Origin of the sequence: Streptomyces sp. enrichment culture (assembly GCF_964272895.1) — a bacterium.
Lineage (GTDB): Bacteria > Actinomycetota > Actinomycetes > Streptomycetales > Streptomycetaceae > Streptomyces.
Genome location: NZ_OZ186832.1, coordinates 1,115,892 through 1,132,232, shown reverse-complemented (window position 1 = coordinate 1,132,232; position 16,341 = coordinate 1,115,892). Strand labels below are relative to the sequence as shown.

Below are 16,341 nucleotides of genomic sequence, written 5' to 3'. Positions count from 1 at the left end.
CTGTCCGCAGTGGCCGGTGGGCGAACCACGGTGCCCCCGCGGTCACTCAGGCGCCATCGCCGACCGGTGGCCACCGCGGGCGCCGTATGCTGCCGGGACACCCGTGGAGCGAAGGAGTACCCGTGAAGGTCGGCTGCATCGGACTCGGTGACATCGCGCAGAAGGCGTATCTGCCGGTCCTCGGGACGCAGCCGGGGATCGAGCTGCACCTGCAGACGCGCACCCCCGCCACCCTCGACCGGGTCGGCGACAGCCTGCACCTGCCCGCCGGGCAGCGGCACCGGAACCTCGACGCGCTGCTCGCCCAGGGCCTGGACGCCGCGTTCGTGCACGCGCCGACCTCGGCGCACCCCGAGATCGTCACCCGGCTCCTGGAGGCGGGCGTACCGACGTACGTCGACAAGCCGCTCGCCTACGAACTCGCCGACTCCGAACGGCTGGTGCGGCTCGCCGAGGAGCGCGGGGTCTCCCTCGCCGTCGGCTTCAACCGGCGCTGCGCGCCCGCCTACGCGCAGTGCGCCGAGCATCCGCGCGAGCTGATCCTCATGCAGAAGAACCGCGTCGGCCTGCCCGAGGAACCGCGCTCGATGATCCTCGACGACTTCATCCACGTCGTGGACACCCTGCGCTTCCTGGTGCCCGGCCGGGTCGACGACGTCACCGTGCGCGGGCGCGTGGTGGACGGGCTGCTGCACCACGTGGTGCTCCAGCTCGCCGGGGACGGCTTCACCGCGCTCGGGGTGATGAACCGGCTCAGCGGGTCCAACGAGGAGATCCTGGAGGTCTCCGGGCAGGACACCAAGCGGCAGGTGCTGAACCTCGCCGAGGTGATCGACCACAAGGGGCAGCCGAGCGTCCGGCGGCGCGGCGACTGGGTGCCGGTGGCCCGCCAGCGCGGCATCGAGCAGGCGGTGCTCGCCTTCCTGGACGCCGTGCGGGCGGGCAAGGTGCTCAGCGCGCGGGACGCGCTGGCCACGCACGAGTTGTGCGAACGGGTGGTACGTGCGGTTCAGGAGCGTTCCGGCGCGGCCTGAGCCGGGTGCGGACGACCTCCGTCACGGCCAGCAACGCGAGCACCAGCAGCGCCGCGTACACCGGCCAGTCGCCGAAGCGGACGTACGGCGTGGTGCCGGACGCCAGCGGCACCTCGTACACGCGCGTGGCGCTCGCCTCGGTACCCAGCCAGTCGCCGACGCGGGCGCCGTCCGGGCCGTACACGGCGGAGACGCCCGTCAGGGTGGCGTGCACCATCGGGCGGCCGGTCTCCGCGGCGCGCAGCGCGGCCAGCGAGGCGTGCTGCTCCGGCGCCCAGCTCTGCTGGAACGTCGAGGTCGCCGACTGGGCGATCAGGACGTCGGCGCCGCCGTCGGCCAGCTTGCGGCTGATGTCCGGGAACGCCGACTCGAAGCACACCATGGGCCCGATCCGCAGCCCGTCCACGTCCATGACGACCTGCCGGGTGCCGCGCCTGCGGTCCTCGCCCGCGGCCTCGCCGACGGAGGTGGCCCAGCCGAGGACGGAACGGAAGGGGACGTACTCGCCGAAGGGGACCAGGCGCATCTTGTCGTAGCGGTCGCCGGTGAGGCCGTCCGCGTCGATCAGCACGGAGCTCTTGTAGATGCCGGGGCGGTCGGAGCGCCGGGCGTCCACGTTGACCAGGATGTCCGTGCCGGTCGCGCGGGACAGCGCGGCGATGCGTCGGGCCAGGTCGGGCCGGGCGCCCAGGTCGTAGCCGACGCTGCTCTCGCCCCAGACGATCAGGTCGAGGTCCTGTCCGGCGAGCGCGCGGGTGAGCTGCTCCTCGCGGGCGAAGCGGCGGTCCGGTCCGCCGCCGGGGACGACTCCGGGCTGCACCACGGCGATGCGGACGCGGTGGTCGACGTCCGGCCGGGGCGCCCCCGCCCAGGCCGCCGACGTCACCGCGGCCCCGGCCAGCAGCGCGGCGAGCGCGGGCAGCCGCGCGGCACGCCGGGCGACCAGCACGGCGACGGCGACGTTCACCGCCACCAGCAGCAGGCTCAGCAGCCACACCCCGCCGACCGACGCCAGCCGCAGCGCGGGCGTCACCTGCCACTGGCTGGCGCCGAGCATGCCCCACGGCCCGCCCAGCCCCTGCCAGGAGCGCACCAGCTCCACGACCAGCCACGCCGACGGCAGCGCGAACAGGGCGGCGGTGACCCGGCGCGCCCCGGGCTCGCCGCCCAGGCAGCGCCGCACCAGCCAGCCCCAGGGCGCCCACAGCGCGCCGAGCAGGGCCGCGATGACGAACGTGAACACATGCAGGTTGGGCAGCAGCCAGTGGTGCACGGACAGCATGAAGCCGAACCCGCCGCACCAGCCGTCGTACGCCGCTCTGCGCCCGGTCGGCGCGGTGCGGGCCAGCAGGATCCACGGGACCAGCGCGACGGGTGCGAGCCACCACAGCGACGGGGCCGGGAAGGCGAGCATGGGCAGGGCCCCCGCGAGCGCGGCCAGCGCCGAGCGGCGCCACGGGGAGGTGAGCCAGTGGCCGAACGTCCTCATAGACGCCTCCCTACCCCGTTCGGGGTTCCAGTGTCGCCCCGCCGGCGATCTCCGTACAGCGGGCCCGACGCCTGGATCCAGCGGTGCCGTAGCCGTCGGCGGGGTGCGTGATCGCCGGGCGGACTGATCGGCTCAGTTGATCACAGGAGTCCCGGAGCGGTCCGGCAGACGCCGCCATTTCTCGCGGACGATCACCTCGCGCAGCCGCCAGCCGTCGTCCGTCCGTACCAGGGAGAACGCGTAGCGGCCGCCGCAGACCAGGTCGGGCGCGGTCGAGCCGTCGTCGAGCCGGCCCATGGGGTTGATGTAGTCGGCCTGGACGCGGGCCGTGTCGCCGGTGTCGCGTTCCAGGATGCCGAACCGCACACGGCGGTTGACGATCAGATGCTGGCGCATCGGGAACCGCCGCAGGCTGTCCGCCAGCCATACGGCGACGTCCCGCGCCCGGCCCTCGATCCCGCCGGCCGACCGGTAGTCGGCCCGCCCGTCCGGCGCGAAGAGCGCCTCGTACGCCGTCCAGTCGCCGTCGTCGACGGCCACCGCGTAGTCGGTGATCAGCCCGTCCACGGCCAGCCGGTCCATCACGGTCGCGAGCTCCACGCGCTGCGTCATCGGCTCAGTGTCCGGCGCGGGGCGAGTGGAGCCAAGAGGTGTGCGGGGCCTGGTTCGCCGGGTTGAGGGTGCTTCAGGCCGCCTCCACCACGCCGTCGCGCATCGCCTCGGCCCACTCGACCACCAACAGCTCGTACTCCGCGCGCTGTTGGGCGGTGAGGGAACCGCCCGCGCGCCGCCACAGCGCACGGATCCGCTCGTTGACCTCGGCGGCGGAACGCACCGGACCGGCGACAGGGCGCACGGAACCAAGGGCCTCGAAATCGGGGGACATGCGGGCAAGCCTAGGGGCAAGCACTGACAGAGCGCTACCGGGTGGCTACGCGAACGGCAGGGATCGGCCACGACATATTTCCGTGGCAGTGCCCGGACGGGAAGCCTCCGCGTCGGCGGGACCGGCGGTTCACCTGCCGATGTTCTTCAGGGCCTCGCGCACGCTCAGTGGCGCGAACCGGCCGCCCTCGCGGGCGAGGAAGGCGCGCACCGCCTCCGGGTCGGTCTTGGCGTACTCGCGCAGGGCCCATCCGATGGCCTTGCGGATGAAGAAGTCGGGGTGGCCGCAGCGCAGCAGGCAGTAGGCGAAGAGCCGGTCGGCGTCGGTGCGTTGTCCGTAGCGGAGCTGGTGGAGCAGGGCCGTGCGGGCGATCCAGAGGTCGTCGTCGGCGATCCAGGCGTCCATGTCGGCGGTGAGCGCCGGATGGGCGGCGACCAGCGGTCCGACGACGTGCGCGGCGAGCGCGTCGACGGTGTCCCACCAGGAGACGGTGGCGACCAGGTGCCGGACCACCGGCAGGAAGCCGGGGGAGCAGCGGCCGGCATGGCGGCTGAGGAAGTCGACGGCGAAGTAGTGGTACTCGCGCTCCGGCAGCCGCCAGCAGCGCAGGGCGAGCGCCGTGAGATCCGTCTCGTTGGGGCGGGGTGTGCCCCGCAGGACGGTCCGGGCGAGGGCGCGGCGCTCGGCCGCGGGCAGACCCAGGAAGGGGGCGACGTCCTTCATGTACGCGCGCATCGTCGCCGCTCGCACCGGGTCCGCGGCGGCGGGGAAGACATCGGTCAGCCGGTCCAGCAGGGTGTCGGCCAGCGCGCTGCCGGGCACCGGGAGGGGGCCGGTCCCTGTGACGCTCATGAGACGAACCATACGGCGATCAGACATGTTTGTCGGTTAGTGTCACCGGATGCCGCTCGATGCCACCACCCGCTCCGGGGGCACCGCCACCGCTTCTTCTCCTCCTGCCGCAGCCGCGGAGCTCGCGGGCGTGCCCGCCCCGCTCCCGGTTGGTCCGGCGGGTCGCGTCACTCGCGTGCTGCTGTCGCCGTGGGCGCGCTTCGCGCTGCTCGTCGCGCTGCTGGCCGGGGCCGCGTCGGCGGTGCTGCTGTTCGAGCCGCAGCGGCTGCTGGCGGACGGCTGGCCGCCGCACCTGGGCGGGGCCGCGGCGGCGCTGGTGTTCGCGCTGGCGTACGGGCTGTGCACGGTGGCGTTCGTGCCGCGGCCGCTGCTGAACCTCGCCGCGGGGGCGTTGTTCGGCAGCCAGGTGGGGCTGGGCGCGGCCGTGGCGGGCACGGTGCTCGGGGCCGGCATCGCCTTCGGCCTGGGGCGGGTGCTGGGGCAGGACGCGCTGCGTCCGCTGCTGCGGGGGCGGCTGCTGACGGCCGCGGACGGGCAGCTCAGCCGGCACGGGTTCCGCTCGATGCTGGCGGTGCGGCTGTTCCCCGGAGTGCCGTTCTCGGCGGCGAACTACTGTGCCGCGATCTCCCGGATGGGCTGGCTGCCCTTCCTGTCGGCGACGGCCCTCGGATGCGTCCCGAACACCGCCGCCTACGTCGTCGCCGGCGCCCGCGCCTCCACGCCGACCTCGCCGGCCTTCCTGATCGCCATGGCCTGCATCGCCGTACCGGCGCTGGCGGGCGCGGTGGTGGCCTGGCGCAAGCGGCATCAGCTGCGGGGGCGCTGAGCGCTCCGCGGGAGGTGGCGAGGGCGGTCGGTCGGCGGCTGCGGCGCCGTTGCGGCTGGTCGCGCGGCTTCCGGCGCCGCTCGGCGCGGTGTGGTTCCCGCGCTTCCTCGGGAGGCTGCCCGTGCTTCCTCGGGAGGCTGCCCGTGCTCCCTCGGGACGCTGCCCGTGCTCCCGCGGGACGCTGCTCAGACGGCCTCGAGGATCATGGCGTTGGCCAAGCCACCCGCCTCGCACATCGTCTGCAAGCCGTAGCGGGCGCCGCGCTCGTGCAGGGCGTGGACCAGGGTGGTGGTCAGGCGGGTGCCGCTGGCGCCGAGGGGATGGCCGAGGGCGATCGCGCCGCCGTGGACGTTGACCTTGGCCGGATCGGCGCCGGTCTCCTGCTGCCAGGCCAGGACGACACTGGCGAACGCCTCGTTGACCTCGAAGAGGTCGATGTCGTCGAGGGAGAGTCCCGCCCGGCGCAGTACCTTCTCGGTCGCGGGGATCACCCCGGTGAGCATCAGCAGCGGGTCGGAGCCGGTGACGGCGAAGCTGTGCAGGCGGGCGAGGGGGCGCAGCCCGAGGCGGGCGGCGGTCTCGCCGGAGGTGATCAGGACGGCGGAGGCGCCGTCGTTGATCGGGCTGGCGTTGCCGGCGGTGACGTTCCACTCGATCTGCGGGAAGCGCTCGGCGAAGCCGGGGTCGTGGTAGGCGGGCCTGAGCCCGGCGAGGATCTCCGGGGTGCTGCCGGGGCGTACGCACTCGTCGCGCGAGACGCCCTCCAGGGGCGCGACCTCGGCGTCGAAGAGGCCGTTCTCCCAGGCGGCGGCCGCCTTGTGGTGGGAGGAGACGGCGAAGGCGTCCATCCGCTCCCGGCCGAGGGACCACTTGGCCGCGATCAGCTCGGCGCTGATGCCCTGCGGGACCAGGCCCTCGGGGTAGCGCTCGGCGACGCCGGGGCCGAAGGGGTCGGCGCCGGGCGGCACGTTGGACCACATCGGCACGCGGCTCATCGACTCCACGCCGCACGCGACGACCAGGTCGTACGCCCCTGAGATGACGCCCTGGGCGGCGAAGTGCACGGCCTGCTGGGAGGAGCCGCACTGGCGGTCCACGGTGGTCGCCGGGACCGTCTCGGGGAAGCCCGCCGACAGGACGGCGTAACGGGTGGTGTTCATGGCCTGTTCGCCGACCTGGTCGACGGTGCCGCCGATGACGTCGTCGATCAGCGCCGGGTCGACGCCGGAGCGCTCGACGAGGGCGCGCAGGGTGTGGGCGAGGAGTTCGACGGGGTGGACGTGGGCGAGGGCGCCGCCTGGCTTGCCCTTGCCGATGGGGGTGCGTACGGCTTCGACGATGACTGCGTCACGCATGTGCGGGCCTCCTGGGCGGACGGGCCGGGGCGATTACCAGTGAGTAGGAAATCCAAACTCACCATAGCGTCATGAGTTGGAAAATCAAACCCTGTGGGTTGGGAAATCAAACCCTCACCTAGACTGGGCGCATGGCCGCCCCCAAGGACCCCCGCCCCTGTTCGATCGCCGACACCCTGGCGCTGGTCGGCGAGAAGTACTCCCTGCTCGTGCTGCGCGAGGTGTGCCTGGGCAACGGGCGCTTCGACCAGCTGGTGCGCAACATCGGCGCCCCGCGCGATGTCCTGGCCACGCGTCTGCGGCGGCTCGTGGACGCCGGGATCCTGACCAAGCGGGCCTACAGCGAGCGCCCGCAGCGGTTCGAGTACCGGCCGACGCCGGCCGGGCTGGAGCTGGAGCCGCTGCTGATGATCCTCAAGGAGTGGGGTGACCGTCATCTGCGTCAGGACGGCGACCGCCCGATGGTGGTCGAGCACAGCTGCGGCCATGAGCTGGTGCCGGTCGTCACCTGCCGGGCCTGCGGCGGCGAGGTGCGGCACGAGGATCTGACGGCCCATCCGCAGAGTCCCGGCTGGACGGTGTCGGGGCCCACGGCCGCCTGAACCGCTTCGGCTGCCTGAACCGCTTCGGCTGCCGCAAGGGCTTCAGCGCTCCAGGCGTTCCCGCGCTCCGGACTTCATGTCCGTCGAACGCGCTCCAGGAACTCCCGCACCGCCCGGCCGAAGGCCACCGGCGCCTCCAGGTTGCTCATATGGCCCACACCGGGCAGCACCACCAGTTCGGCGTCCGGGATCGCGGCCTCGAAGGCGCGGGCGACGGAGTGCACCGGGGACCGCGCGTCCAGCTCGCCCCAGATCAGCAGGGCCGGTACGGCGATCCGGGGCAGCAGGTCGGTCTGGTCCGCCTCGGCCATCAGGGGCAGCTGGGCGCCGATGGTCTCGGGGCGTACGTCCCGCGCCATGGCGTCGAGCAGGCCGGCGAACCTCGCCGGAGGGTCGCCCGCGTACAGGCCGGGCGGCGTCGGATCGAACTCCTCCCGCGGCACCGCGAGCATCCGCCGCGTCCCCGCCACGCGCGCGGCGACCTCCTCGGGCGGCAGCGACCCCTTCCAGCCCGCGTAGGTGTCCGCCAGGATCAGCGACCGCACCAGGTCGGGGCGGTGCCGGTACAGCTCCAGCGCGACCGTGCCGCCCCAGGACAGCCCCGCGACATGGGCCGGGCCCAGGTCCAGATCCCCGATCACCGCGGCGAGACAGCGCGCGAAGTCCTCCAGGGTGAACCCCCGCGGCAGACCGGAGGACCGCCCGGCGCCGGGCTCGTCCCACGCGGCCACGGTGTACTCGTCGGCCAGATCCTCGAGCTGCGGCTCCCACATCCGGCCGTCCAGCCCGGCCCCGTGCACCAGCACCAGGGGCGGCCCCTCGCCCACGCGCGCGTACGCCACATCGACCCCGCGCTCCCGCACCACGGCCATGCCTCCAGGCTAGGCGGGGGAGCGGCGTGCGTCTCGGCGTGGGCCCCGGCCCCCGGCACCCGCCTGCCGGGGGCCGGGCTCACCACGGGTGGGCCTCCAGGTAGTCGGTGATCTCCTTGCGCTCCCAGGCGCCGTCGGCCACCACGACGCGGTAGCGGCGGGTGAGGGTGGCGCCGGGGGCGAGTTCCAGTTCGGTGAAGAAGGCCCAGGAGGGGGCGACGGCGGCGAAGGGGTCGTTGCGTACGAACCAGTGGGCCGGGTGGGTGCCGGACGCGCCCGTGTGGTCGTTCTCGGGGGCGTGCGCGAAGACGAGGGTGGCGTGGCCGTCGACGCCGTCGTGCTCGCCGGAGTACGCCAGCCAGGGGGCCTGGCGGCCCATCAGCTGCGGACCCTCGCCGTCCGGGGCGAGGACGCGGCCGTCGCGGAAGGCGCGGGGGCCGCGCCAGAACAGGCCCGTGTAGCCGGCCCTCTCGCGTCCGGCGGTGGTGGGGCTGCCGAAGCGCAGCGGTAGCGCACGCCGGTTGGTCACGGCGCTCGTCCAGGTCAACGCCCAGGAACCGAGGGTGGGTTCGATGTCGTGGACCTCGATCCGGCGCTCCTCCTCGGCCCACAGCTCGCCGTCGTACGGATGCCAGGTCAGCCGCTCGGCGATCACGGCACGGCCGTCGGACGCGGCGACCTCGTCGAAGGCGACGTGCCGCATCGAGCCGACGCGCTCCGGTAGTTCGAGATATCCCTTTCCATGAACGTATGTGTTGCCGCCCCATAGGTTGGCGCCGGACAGATGGGAGGCGGTGAGCGCCAGGCCCTTGTGCCAGCGATGGTCGTGGGGGCGGTAGCCGGTGACGACCGCGCCCGACAGCGTGCGCAGCGGGTGGATGTACGGCTTGGGCGCCTCCCAGGCAGCCTCGGGCCGGTAGACGTAGGCGAGGAGTTCCACGCCGGTCGCCGGGTCCGTGACGGTGACGCGCTCCCCGTGGGTGTGGACGAGGCGCGGTGCGGTGGTCATGCGGGCACCCCCGCGTCCGCGGTGGGGGCCCAGCCGGGGGCGCCGCCGTGCAACGCGGTGTAGTACGGGTCGCCGGGGCCGATGCCGCCGCGCTCGACCGTGGTGTCCGTGAACGCCGACTTGTACAGCGCGGTGACCAGCTCCAGGCTCTTGCGCCCGTCCTCGCCGCTGCTGCGCGGCCGCCGCCCGGCGCGCATGCTCGCCAGCAGCTCCCGCAGCTGCGCCAGGTGCGAACTCGGCACGTCCGCACCGAAGTCCCGCCAGCCGGCGGCCTCCTCCTCGGGCACGCCGGGCGCCGGGGTGATGCGCCAGTCGGCGTTGGCATGGCCGTAGAGGTGGGTCAGTTCGACCGTGGCGCGTTCGCAGTCGACGCGGATACGGCTGACCTCGTCGGGGCTCAGGACGCTGTTGACGACGGTGGCCATCGCCCCGCTCTCGAAGCGGACCAGGGCCGTGGAGACGTCCTCGGTCTCCACGTCGTGCACCAGCCGCCCGGCCATCGCCCGCACCTCGCGCCACGGGCCGAGCAGATCGAGCAGGAGGTCCATCTGATGGATGCCGTGGCCCATCGCCGGACCACCGCCCTCGGTGTCCCAGCGGCCGCGCCAGGGCACCGCGTAGTAGGCGCTGTCGCGGTACCAGGTGGTCTGGCAGTGCGCGACCAGCGGCCGTCCCAGGGCGCCCTCGGCGAGCAGCCGGCGCACATGCGCGGCGCCGGAGCCGAAGCGGTGCTGGAAGACGATCGCCGCGTACGGGCCGCCGTCCGTCCCCTCCGCCGACTCGACGGCGGCGAAGTCGGCCAGCGACGGCACCGGCGGCTTCTCGCACCACACCCACGCCCCGGCGCGCAGCGCGGCGACGGTCTGCTCGCGGTGCAGGGTGGGCGGGGTGCAGATGACGACCAGGTCGGGCCGCTGCTCGCGCAGCATCCGCGCCAGGTCGTCGTAGGCGTGCGGGATCCCGCCCTGCGCGCAGAAGGCGCGGGCCGCGTCGGCGTCGACGTCCACGGCGGCGACGGTCTCCGTCTCGCCCTCCTCGGCGAGCCGGGCCAGCGCGGGCAGATGGGAGACGCGCGCGATGGCGCCGGTACCGATGACGGCCACGCGGACGCGGCGCCCCGCGAGGGGCGTGCGGGGGCCGTCGGGTGCGGAGGTCGCGGACGGGGACATGGCGGTGATCAGCACTCCTGCGGCGAGACAACGGGCGGTGGGGCGGCGGGGGGTGGGACAACCGGCGGTGAGACGGCGGGTGGCGGCACGTGGATGGCGGGACGGCGGGCGGTGAGACGACCGGCGACGAGCGGCCGAGCGGGCGGTGAGAGTGACGGGCGACGAGATGACGAGCGGGCGACGGGGCGACGAGACGACAGGCGGCGGGGCGAACGGGGGCGAGACGACAGGCGACGGGCGGGGCGAACGGCGGTCGGGCGACAGGCGACGAGCGGAGCGAAGGGGCGGGGCGAACGGCGGTCGGGCGACAGGCGGCGAGCGGAGCGAAGGGGCGGGGCGAACGGACGGTCGGACGGCAGGGAGCGCGGCGACGGGTGGGCGCGGGAAATCCCCGCCCATCCCCATAGCAAGCGCTTTCCCCCGTGCAACGTAAGTGCCCTCCCGGCGACCGTCAACACCCCGGCCCGATCATCCGACGATCATTCGCGGCGCCCCTGCGTCCGCCGATGTCACCCGGGGACGCTACGCTGCCCCTCGACACACCCACCTCGCGCGCGGGGGCCCGGTGTGTCCGTCGCCTTTTCCACGATCGGCACTTGGACTCCGTAACTTCATGTCTTGGTTCGAATCACTCATCCTCGGACTCGTCCAGGGGCTGACCGAGTTCCTCCCCGTCTCCTCCAGCGCGCATCTGCGGCTGACCGCGGCCTTCTCGGGCTGGAAGGATCCGGGAGCGGCCTTCACGGCGATCACCCAGATCGGCACGGAGGCGGCGGTGCTGATCTACTTCCGCAAGGACATCGGCCGCATCGTCTCGGCGTGGACCCGCTCGCTGTTCGACAAGTCGATGCGCAAGGACCACGACGCGCAGATGGGCTGGCTGGTGATCGTCGGCTCGATCCCGATCGGTGTGCTCGGCGTGACGCTGAAGGACCAGATCGTGGGGCCGTTCCGCGATCTGCGGATCACCGCGACCATGCTGATCGTCGTCGGCATCATCATCGGCATCGCCGACCGGATGGCCGCGCGCGACGAGACCGGCGGCAGGCACCGGGCGGCGCGGCCGCGCAAGGGTCTGCAGGACCTCGGCGTGCGCGACGGCCTCATCTTCGGGCTCTGCCAGGCCGCCGCCCTCATCCCGGGCGTCTCCCGCTCCGGCGCCACGATCAGCGGCGGCCTCTTCATGGGCTACCAGCGTGAGGCCGCGGCCCGCTACTCCTTCCTGCTCGCCATCCCCGCGGTGCTCGCGTCGGGTCTGTTCGAGCTGAAGGACGCGATGGAGAACGACCATGTCTCCTGGGGTCCGACGATCTTCGCCACGATCATCGCCTTCGGCACCGGGTACGCGGTGATCGCCTGGTTCATGAAGTTCATCTCCACCAAGAGCTTCATGCCGTTCGTCTGGTACCGCATCGCCCTCGGAGTCGTGCTGGTCGTCCTGGTCACGCTGGGTGTGCTGAGCCCGCACGCGGGCGAACTGGCCCACTGATCCGGCGGATCCCGGTGCCGGATCCGCCCGCCGCACCCGACCGCCTCACCGGAAGCCCCCCGCGGCCCTCGCCGCGGGGGGCTTCGGCGTGTGCGGCGCCCTGACCGCCCCCGGCGGAAAAACCGTTCGACGCCCGGCCCCGTCTCGGCGATGATCGACGCCATGTTCCGGCACGCCTTTTCGCTCGCAGCATCCGCCGTCGCGGATGCGCCGAAGGCTGCCGTCGCGATCTTCCCGGCCGCTGTCGACGGCGCCCGAAGCTGACCCTCTCCGGACAGTCCGGCGGACCCCGCAGGGGGAGGGTCGGCCGGTCCTCGGGGTCCCCATCTCCCGCGTGGAGATCTCTTCCGCAGAGATTTCGAGGTACAGCCATGCCCAAGACGGCGTACGTCCGCACCAAACCGCATCTGAACATCGGCACGATGGGCCATGTCGACCACGGCAAGACCACGCTGACCGCCGCCATCACCAAGGTCCTCGCCGACCGCGGCGCCGGCACCTTCGTGCCCTTCGACCGCATCGACCGCGCGCCGGAGGAGGCCGCGCGCGGCATCACCATCAACCTCGCGCACGTCGAGTACGAGACCGACACGCGGCACTACGCGCACGTCGACATGCCGGGTCACGCCGACTACGTCAAGAACATGGTCACCGGGGCGGCGCAGCTCGACGGGGCGATCCTCGTCGTCTCCGCGCTCGACGGGATCATGCCGCAGACCGCCGAACACGTCCTGTTGGCCCGGCAGGTGGGCGTCGACCACATCGTGGTCGCGCTCAACAAGGCCGACGCGGGCGACGAGGAGCTGACCGACCTGGTCGAGCTGGAGGTCCGCGACCTGCTCACCGAGCACGGCTACGGCGGTGACTCCGTGCCCGTCGTACGGGTCTCGGGGCTGCGGGCGCTCGAGGGCGACCCGCGCTGGACGGCGTCCGTCGAGGCGCTGCTCGACGCCGTGGACACCTATGTGCCCATGCCCGAGCGGTATCTGGACGCGCCGTTCCTGCTGCCGGTGGAGAACGTGCTCACCATCACGGGCCGCGGCACCGTCGTGACGGGCGCCGTCGAGCGCGGCACCGTGCGGGTCGGCGACCGGATCGAGGTGCTCGGCGCGGAGGTCGAGACCGTGGTGACCGGCCTGGAGACCTTCGGCAGGCCCATGGCGGAGGCGCAGGCCGGCGACAACGTGGCGCTGCTGCTGCGCGGTGTACCCCGCGACGCCGTGCGCCGCGGGCACGTCGTGGCCGCGCCGGGCAGCGTGGTGCCCAGCAGCCGGTTCCAGGCGCGGGTGTACGTCCTGTCGGCGCGCGAGGGCGGCCGTACGACCCCCGTGGCCACCGGGTACCGGCCGCAGTTCTACATCCGCACCGCCGACGTGGTCGGCGAGGTCGACCTCGGTGAACTCGCCGTCGCACGGCCCGGGGACACCGTCACGATGACGGTCCGGCTGGGCCGTGAGGTGCCGCTGGAGGCGGGCCTCGGCTTCGCCGTCCGCGAGGGCGGCCGGACGGTCGCCGCGGGCACGGTGACCTCGGTCGGCTGACCTGCGCGGGGGCCGTCTCCGGTGGGGAGGCGGCCCCCGCGTCCGCCGTTGTCAGTGGGGTGCGCAAGACTTGATCGCAGGCGCAGACATGGTCGTGGAGGAACGGGGACACCATGGGCGGCAAGGCACTTGTGCTCGGAGGCGGGGGCAGCGGCGGCATCGGCTGGCTGGCGGGGATGCTGCACGGCCTGAGCGAGGCGGGGGCGGACCTGCGGGACGCGGACGTCGTGATCGGTACGTCGGCGGGGGCGACCGTCGGGGCCCAACTGCTCGCGCTGGACAGCACGCAGGAGACGTACGAGCGTCAACTCACCGAGCCGACGGGGGAGATCGGAGGCCGGCTGGGGGCCGGTCCGCTCCTGCGGTACGCCTGGGCGACACTGGCCTCGCGGACTCCCGAGGCGTACGGGCGCCGGGTCGGGCGGATGGCTCTTGAGGCGCGCACTCCCGACGCGGAGGCCCGGCGGGCCGCGATAGCCGGCCGTCTCGTCACGCCCGAGTGGCCCGACCGGCCGCTGCGGCTCACCGCCGTGGACACCGCGAGCGGGGAGCTGCGGGTGTTCGACCGGGACAGCGGGGTCGCGCTGCTGGACGCGCTGGCGGCGAGCTGCGCGGTGCCTGGGGTGTGGCCGCCGGTCACCGTGCGGGGGCGGCGGCTGATGGACGGCGGGACGCACTCGCCGGCCAACGCGCAGCTCGCCGAGGGGTACGACCGGGTGGTCGTGCTGGCGCCGGTGGGATCCGGGGGCGGTCCGCTGGTGTCGGCCGCCGAGCAGGGGCGGCGGCTGGCGCGGGGCGGTGCCCGGGTGGCGGTCGTGACGCCTTCGGCCGCCGCCAAGCGGGCGTTCGGGCGCAACCCGCTGGATCCCAAGGTCCGCGCGGCGGCCGCGCGGGCGGGGCGCGGGCAGGCTCGGGAGTACGCGGGGAGGGTCGCGCAGGTGTGGGAGGGCTGAGGGGCGTTGGAGGGCGGAGAAGCGGGGGAGGGCCGAGAAGCTGGGGCGGGCCCAGAAGCGGGGGAGGGCCGAGAGGCCGGGGCGGGCCGAGCGTGGCCGCGGGCACAATGGACAGGTGAACGAAGCCATCCCCGTCAGCCGGGTCACCGAGTACGGCACGGTCAAGCTGATGCCCGACGTCGACCGGGAGCGGGCCTGGCTGCTGACCGTCGACGGGGCGCCTCAGTCGTACGTGGATCTGGACGATCCGACGTATCTGGAGTTCGAGTACGCGCGGCGGCTGGGCCATGTGCTGGACGTGGTGGCGCCGCAGGCGCGGCCGCTGGACGTCGTGCACCTCGGTGGCGGTGCCCTCACCCTGCCGCGGTACGTGGCCGCGACCCGGCCCGGCTCACGGCAGGAGGTCGTCGAGGCCGACCGGGGGCTGCTGGAGCTGGTGGGCGAGCAACTGCCGTTGCCCGCGGGCGCGGGGGTCACCGCGTATGTGGCGGACGCGCTGGAGTGGCTGGAGGGCGCCGCGGCGGACTCGGCGGATGTGATCGTGGGAGATGTGTTCGGGGGCTCCCGGACGCCGGCGCATCTGACCTCGCTGTCGTACGCGCGGGAGGTGGAGCGGGTGCTGCGGGGCGACGGGGTCTATGTCGCCAACCTGGCGGACGCCGCCCCGTTCGCGTTCCTGCGCTCGCAGCTCGCCACCTTCGCCGCGGTGTTCGCGGAGCTGGTGCTGATCGCGGAGCCCGGGGTGCTGCGGGGGCGGCGGTTCGGCAACGCGGTGCTGGTCGCCGGGCACCGGCCGGTGGACACCGCGGTGCTGGCCCGGCGCACCGCGGCCGACGCCTTCCCGGCGCGGGTCGAACAGGGCGACGGGCTGCGCCGGTTCATCGGTGACGCACGTCCGGTGCGCGACGAGGACGCCGTACCGTCACCCGTGCCCCCCGAGGGCGCCTTCGGTGTCGGGTGAGCCGTTCGGGGCGCCGGGGACCGGATGCGCCGTCACCTCCTTGGTACGGCGGCGCAGCCGGCGTACGTCGGGCACGAGCAGCACGAGCGCGGTGACCGCGACGATCGTCACGGCGCAGCCCCACAGGGCCTGGGGCCGGCCGAACGCCGACTCCGCCGGTCCGGCCAGCGCGGTCGCCAGCGGCATCAGGGCGACCGAGCCGAACCAGTCGTAGGCCGAGACGCGGGAGAGCTTGTCCTCGGGTATCTCCTGGTGCAGCGCGGTCATCCAGGACACGCCGAAGACCTCCAGGGTCACACCGGTCAGGAACATCACCGCGCACAGCACCTCGGCCGACGTCGGCACCGCGAGCGCGGCGGAGGGCAGAGCGAGCGGGAAGACGCACAGGGTGCCCACGAACAGCAGCCGGCGTGGCTTCCAGCGGGTCATCAGCAGCGCGCCGGCCACCGTGCCCGCCCCGAAGAAGCCCAGCGCGAGGCCCCAGGGGCCGGCCCCGCCGAGATGCTCCTCGGCGACGAGCGGACCGTAGACGGCGTCGGCGGCTCCGACGACGGCGTTGGCGATGGAGAACTGCAGGACGATCCCCCACAGCCAGGGACGTCCGATGAACTCCTGCCAGCCCTCGCGCAGATCGGCGAGCAGGCCGCCGCCCGCCTCACGCGGCGGGATGTGGCTGACGTCGAGGAAGGCGCGCAGCGCGCCGGCGAGGGCGAACGCGGCGGCGTCGGCCGCCAGCACCCAGCCGGGACCGATCGCCGCGACCATCGCGCCGCCGAGCGCGGCGCCGCCGACCGCGGCGCCCTGCATCGCCATCCGGAAGACGGCGAAGGCGCGGCCGGCCTGCTCGCCGGAGACCGACGACAGCAGCATGCCCTCGGCCGCCGGGCTGAAGAACGCGTGCCCGGTGCCGCCGAGGGCGGTGAGCAGCATCATCTGCCACAGCTGGGGTTCGCCGGCCAGTACGAGGAGGGCGAACAGGCCCTGGGAGACACAGTTCAGGGCGTTGGCGGCGACCATCACCCGGTGCCGGGGCAGCCGGTCCGCGACGGCGCCGCCGATGAGCAGGAACAGCACCAGCGGCAGGGTGCGGGCGGCGGCCACCAGGCCGACGTCACCGCTGTCGCCGCCGCTGTCCAGGACGGCGAAGGCGGCGGCGATCAGGGCACCGTGGGTGCCGAGGTTGGTGACGAACGCGGCTGCGGTCAGCAGGCTGTAGTTGCGCCCGGCCCATTCGGGTCTGCGCGGGCCGCGGGCGGGGCGGGTCGAGTCGGCGGCGGAGTTCACCGGCTGACTATCCCTGCCC

At 73.8% G+C, this 16,341-nt stretch carries 16 protein-coding genes; 7 read left to right on the top strand and 9 right to left on the bottom strand.

Annotated elements, in window-relative coordinates:
* Positions 1-122 precede the first annotated feature (122 nt).
* Positions 123-1,034: a Gfo/Idh/MocA family protein gene (locus ACSU6M_RS05090; RefSeq protein WP_437067430.1), complete on the top strand. Its 912-nt coding sequence runs from the start codon at positions 123-125 to the stop codon at positions 1,032-1,034.
* On the opposite strand, the gene lnt is transcribed toward ACSU6M_RS05090, so the two are convergent.
* From lnt to ACSU6M_RS05070, 4 genes are all read right to left on the bottom strand, one after another.
* Complete coding sequence (lnt, locus tag ACSU6M_RS05085; protein ID WP_437067429.1) at positions 952-2,523, bottom strand: apolipoprotein N-acyltransferase; 1,572 nt, start codon at positions 2,521-2,523, stop codon at positions 952-954. The two genes, ACSU6M_RS05090 and lnt, sit on opposite strands and share 83 nt — an antisense overlap.
* Before the next feature lie 132 nt (positions 2,524-2,655).
* Entirely contained in the window at positions 2,656-3,135 is a 480-nt protein-coding gene (locus tag ACSU6M_RS05080; RefSeq protein WP_437067428.1) for a nuclear transport factor 2 family protein, read from the bottom strand.
* 73 nt (positions 3,136-3,208) lie between these two features.
* Positions 3,209-3,409: a hypothetical protein gene (locus ACSU6M_RS05075; protein ID WP_437067426.1), complete on the bottom strand. Its 201-nt coding sequence runs from the start codon at positions 3,407-3,409 to the stop codon at positions 3,209-3,211.
* Positions 3,410-3,538: 129 nt separating this feature from the next.
* Complete coding sequence (locus tag ACSU6M_RS05070) at positions 3,539-4,261, bottom strand: DNA alkylation repair protein (protein ID WP_437067425.1); 723 nt, start codon at positions 4,259-4,261, stop codon at positions 3,539-3,541.
* 49 nt (positions 4,262-4,310) lie between these two features.
* Here ACSU6M_RS05070 and ACSU6M_RS05065 point away from each other — a divergent pair, with 49 nt between their 5' ends.
* Positions 4,311-5,087 carry a TVP38/TMEM64 family protein gene (locus ACSU6M_RS05065; RefSeq protein WP_437067424.1) on the top strand — a complete coding sequence of 259 codons (777 nt, stop codon included), beginning with the start codon at positions 4,311-4,313 and terminating at the stop codon, positions 5,085-5,087.
* 185 nt (positions 5,088-5,272) lie between these two features.
* Here the strand turns inward: ACSU6M_RS05065 and ACSU6M_RS05060 are convergent, their stop codons facing one another.
* A complete protein-coding gene (locus ACSU6M_RS05060; protein ID WP_437067422.1) occupies positions 5,273-6,442 on the bottom strand; it encodes a thiolase family protein in 1,170 nt (389 codons plus the stop codon).
* Between the two features lie 131 nt (positions 6,443-6,573).
* On the opposite strand from ACSU6M_RS05060, the gene ACSU6M_RS05055 reads away from it, so the two are divergent.
* A complete protein-coding gene (locus ACSU6M_RS05055; protein WP_437067420.1) occupies positions 6,574-7,044 on the top strand; it encodes a winged helix-turn-helix transcriptional regulator in 471 nt (156 codons plus the stop codon).
* 74 nt (positions 7,045-7,118) lie between these two features.
* Here the strand turns inward: ACSU6M_RS05055 and ACSU6M_RS05050 are convergent, their stop codons facing one another.
* From ACSU6M_RS05050 to ACSU6M_RS05040, 3 genes are all read right to left on the bottom strand, one after another.
* Positions 7,119-7,916, bottom strand: a complete 798-nt coding sequence (locus ACSU6M_RS05050) for an alpha/beta fold hydrolase (RefSeq protein ID WP_437067418.1) — start codon at positions 7,914-7,916, stop codon at positions 7,119-7,121.
* Positions 7,917-7,995: 79 nt separating this feature from the next.
* The gene (locus ACSU6M_RS05045) at positions 7,996-8,925 is read right to left on the bottom strand and encodes a PmoA family protein (protein ID WP_437067416.1); all 930 of its coding nucleotides are present in this window, start codon (positions 8,923-8,925) and stop codon (positions 7,996-7,998) included.
* Positions 8,922-10,094, bottom strand: a complete 1,173-nt coding sequence (locus ACSU6M_RS05040) for a Gfo/Idh/MocA family protein (RefSeq protein ID WP_437067415.1) — start codon at positions 10,092-10,094, stop codon at positions 8,922-8,924. The genes ACSU6M_RS05045 and ACSU6M_RS05040 overlap by 4 nt, the downstream gene beginning before the upstream one ends.
* A 613-nt stretch (positions 10,095-10,707) precedes the next feature.
* On the opposite strand from ACSU6M_RS05040, the gene ACSU6M_RS05035 reads away from it, so the two are divergent.
* The 4 genes from ACSU6M_RS05035 (at position 10,708) to ACSU6M_RS05020 (ending at position 15,038) form a co-directional block, all read left to right on the top strand.
* Positions 10,708-11,583 carry an undecaprenyl-diphosphate phosphatase gene (locus ACSU6M_RS05035; protein WP_437067413.1) on the top strand — a complete coding sequence of 292 codons (876 nt, stop codon included), beginning with the start codon at positions 10,708-10,710 and terminating at the stop codon, positions 11,581-11,583.
* A 371-nt stretch (positions 11,584-11,954) separates the two neighbouring features.
* Complete coding sequence (gene tuf / locus ACSU6M_RS05030) at positions 11,955-13,124, top strand: elongation factor Tu (RefSeq protein WP_437067411.1); 1,170 nt, start codon at positions 11,955-11,957, stop codon at positions 13,122-13,124.
* Between the two features lie 113 nt (positions 13,125-13,237).
* The gene (locus ACSU6M_RS05025; protein ID WP_437067409.1) at positions 13,238-14,077 is read left to right on the top strand and encodes a patatin-like phospholipase family protein; all 840 of its coding nucleotides are present in this window, start codon (positions 13,238-13,240) and stop codon (positions 14,075-14,077) included.
* Between the two features lie 115 nt (positions 14,078-14,192).
* Entirely contained in the window at positions 14,193-15,038 is an 846-nt protein-coding gene (locus ACSU6M_RS05020; protein ID WP_437067407.1) for a spermidine synthase, read from the top strand.
* Here the strand turns inward: ACSU6M_RS05020 and ACSU6M_RS05015 are convergent.
* On the bottom strand, positions 15,000-16,322 hold the full coding sequence (locus tag ACSU6M_RS05015; protein WP_437067406.1) for an MFS transporter: 1,323 nt from the start codon (positions 16,320-16,322) through the stop codon (positions 15,000-15,002). The genes ACSU6M_RS05020 and ACSU6M_RS05015 overlap by 39 nt on opposite strands.
* Positions 16,323-16,341 lie beyond the last annotated feature (19 nt).

Coding starts and splice junctions, on each gene's coding strand:
- ACSU6M_RS05080 (WP_437067428.1), bottom strand. CDS start 3,135: ATGACGCAGCGCGTGGAGCTCGCGACCGTGATGGACCGGCTGGCCGTG.
- ACSU6M_RS05060 (WP_437067422.1), bottom strand. CDS start 6,442: ATGCGTGACGCAGTCATCGTCGAAGCCGTACGCACCCCCATCGGCAAG.
- ACSU6M_RS05075 (WP_437067426.1), bottom strand. CDS start 3,409: ATGTCCCCCGATTTCGAGGCCCTTGGTTCCGTGCGCCCTGTCGCCGGT.
- ACSU6M_RS05065 (WP_437067424.1), top strand. CDS start 4,311: ATGCCGCTCGATGCCACCACCCGCTCCGGGGGCACCGCCACCGCTTCT.
- ACSU6M_RS05025 (WP_437067409.1), top strand. CDS start 13,238: ATGGGCGGCAAGGCACTTGTGCTCGGAGGCGGGGGCAGCGGCGGCATC.
- ACSU6M_RS05035 (WP_437067413.1), top strand. CDS start 10,708: ATGTCTTGGTTCGAATCACTCATCCTCGGACTCGTCCAGGGGCTGACC.
- ACSU6M_RS05055 (WP_437067420.1), top strand. CDS start 6,574: ATGGCCGCCCCCAAGGACCCCCGCCCCTGTTCGATCGCCGACACCCTG.
- ACSU6M_RS05050 (WP_437067418.1), bottom strand. CDS start 7,916: ATGGCCGTGGTGCGGGAGCGCGGGGTCGATGTGGCGTACGCGCGCGTG.
- ACSU6M_RS05070 (WP_437067425.1), bottom strand. CDS start 4,261: ATGAGCGTCACAGGGACCGGCCCCCTCCCGGTGCCCGGCAGCGCGCTG.
- ACSU6M_RS05045 (WP_437067416.1), bottom strand. CDS start 8,925: ATGACCACCGCACCGCGCCTCGTCCACACCCACGGGGAGCGCGTCACC.
- ACSU6M_RS05040 (WP_437067415.1), bottom strand. CDS start 10,094: ATGTCCCCGTCCGCGACCTCCGCACCCGACGGCCCCCGCACGCCCCTC.
- lnt (WP_437067429.1), bottom strand. CDS start 2,523: ATGAGGACGTTCGGCCACTGGCTCACCTCCCCGTGGCGCCGCTCGGCG.
- tuf (WP_437067411.1), top strand. CDS start 11,955: ATGCCCAAGACGGCGTACGTCCGCACCAAACCGCATCTGAACATCGGC.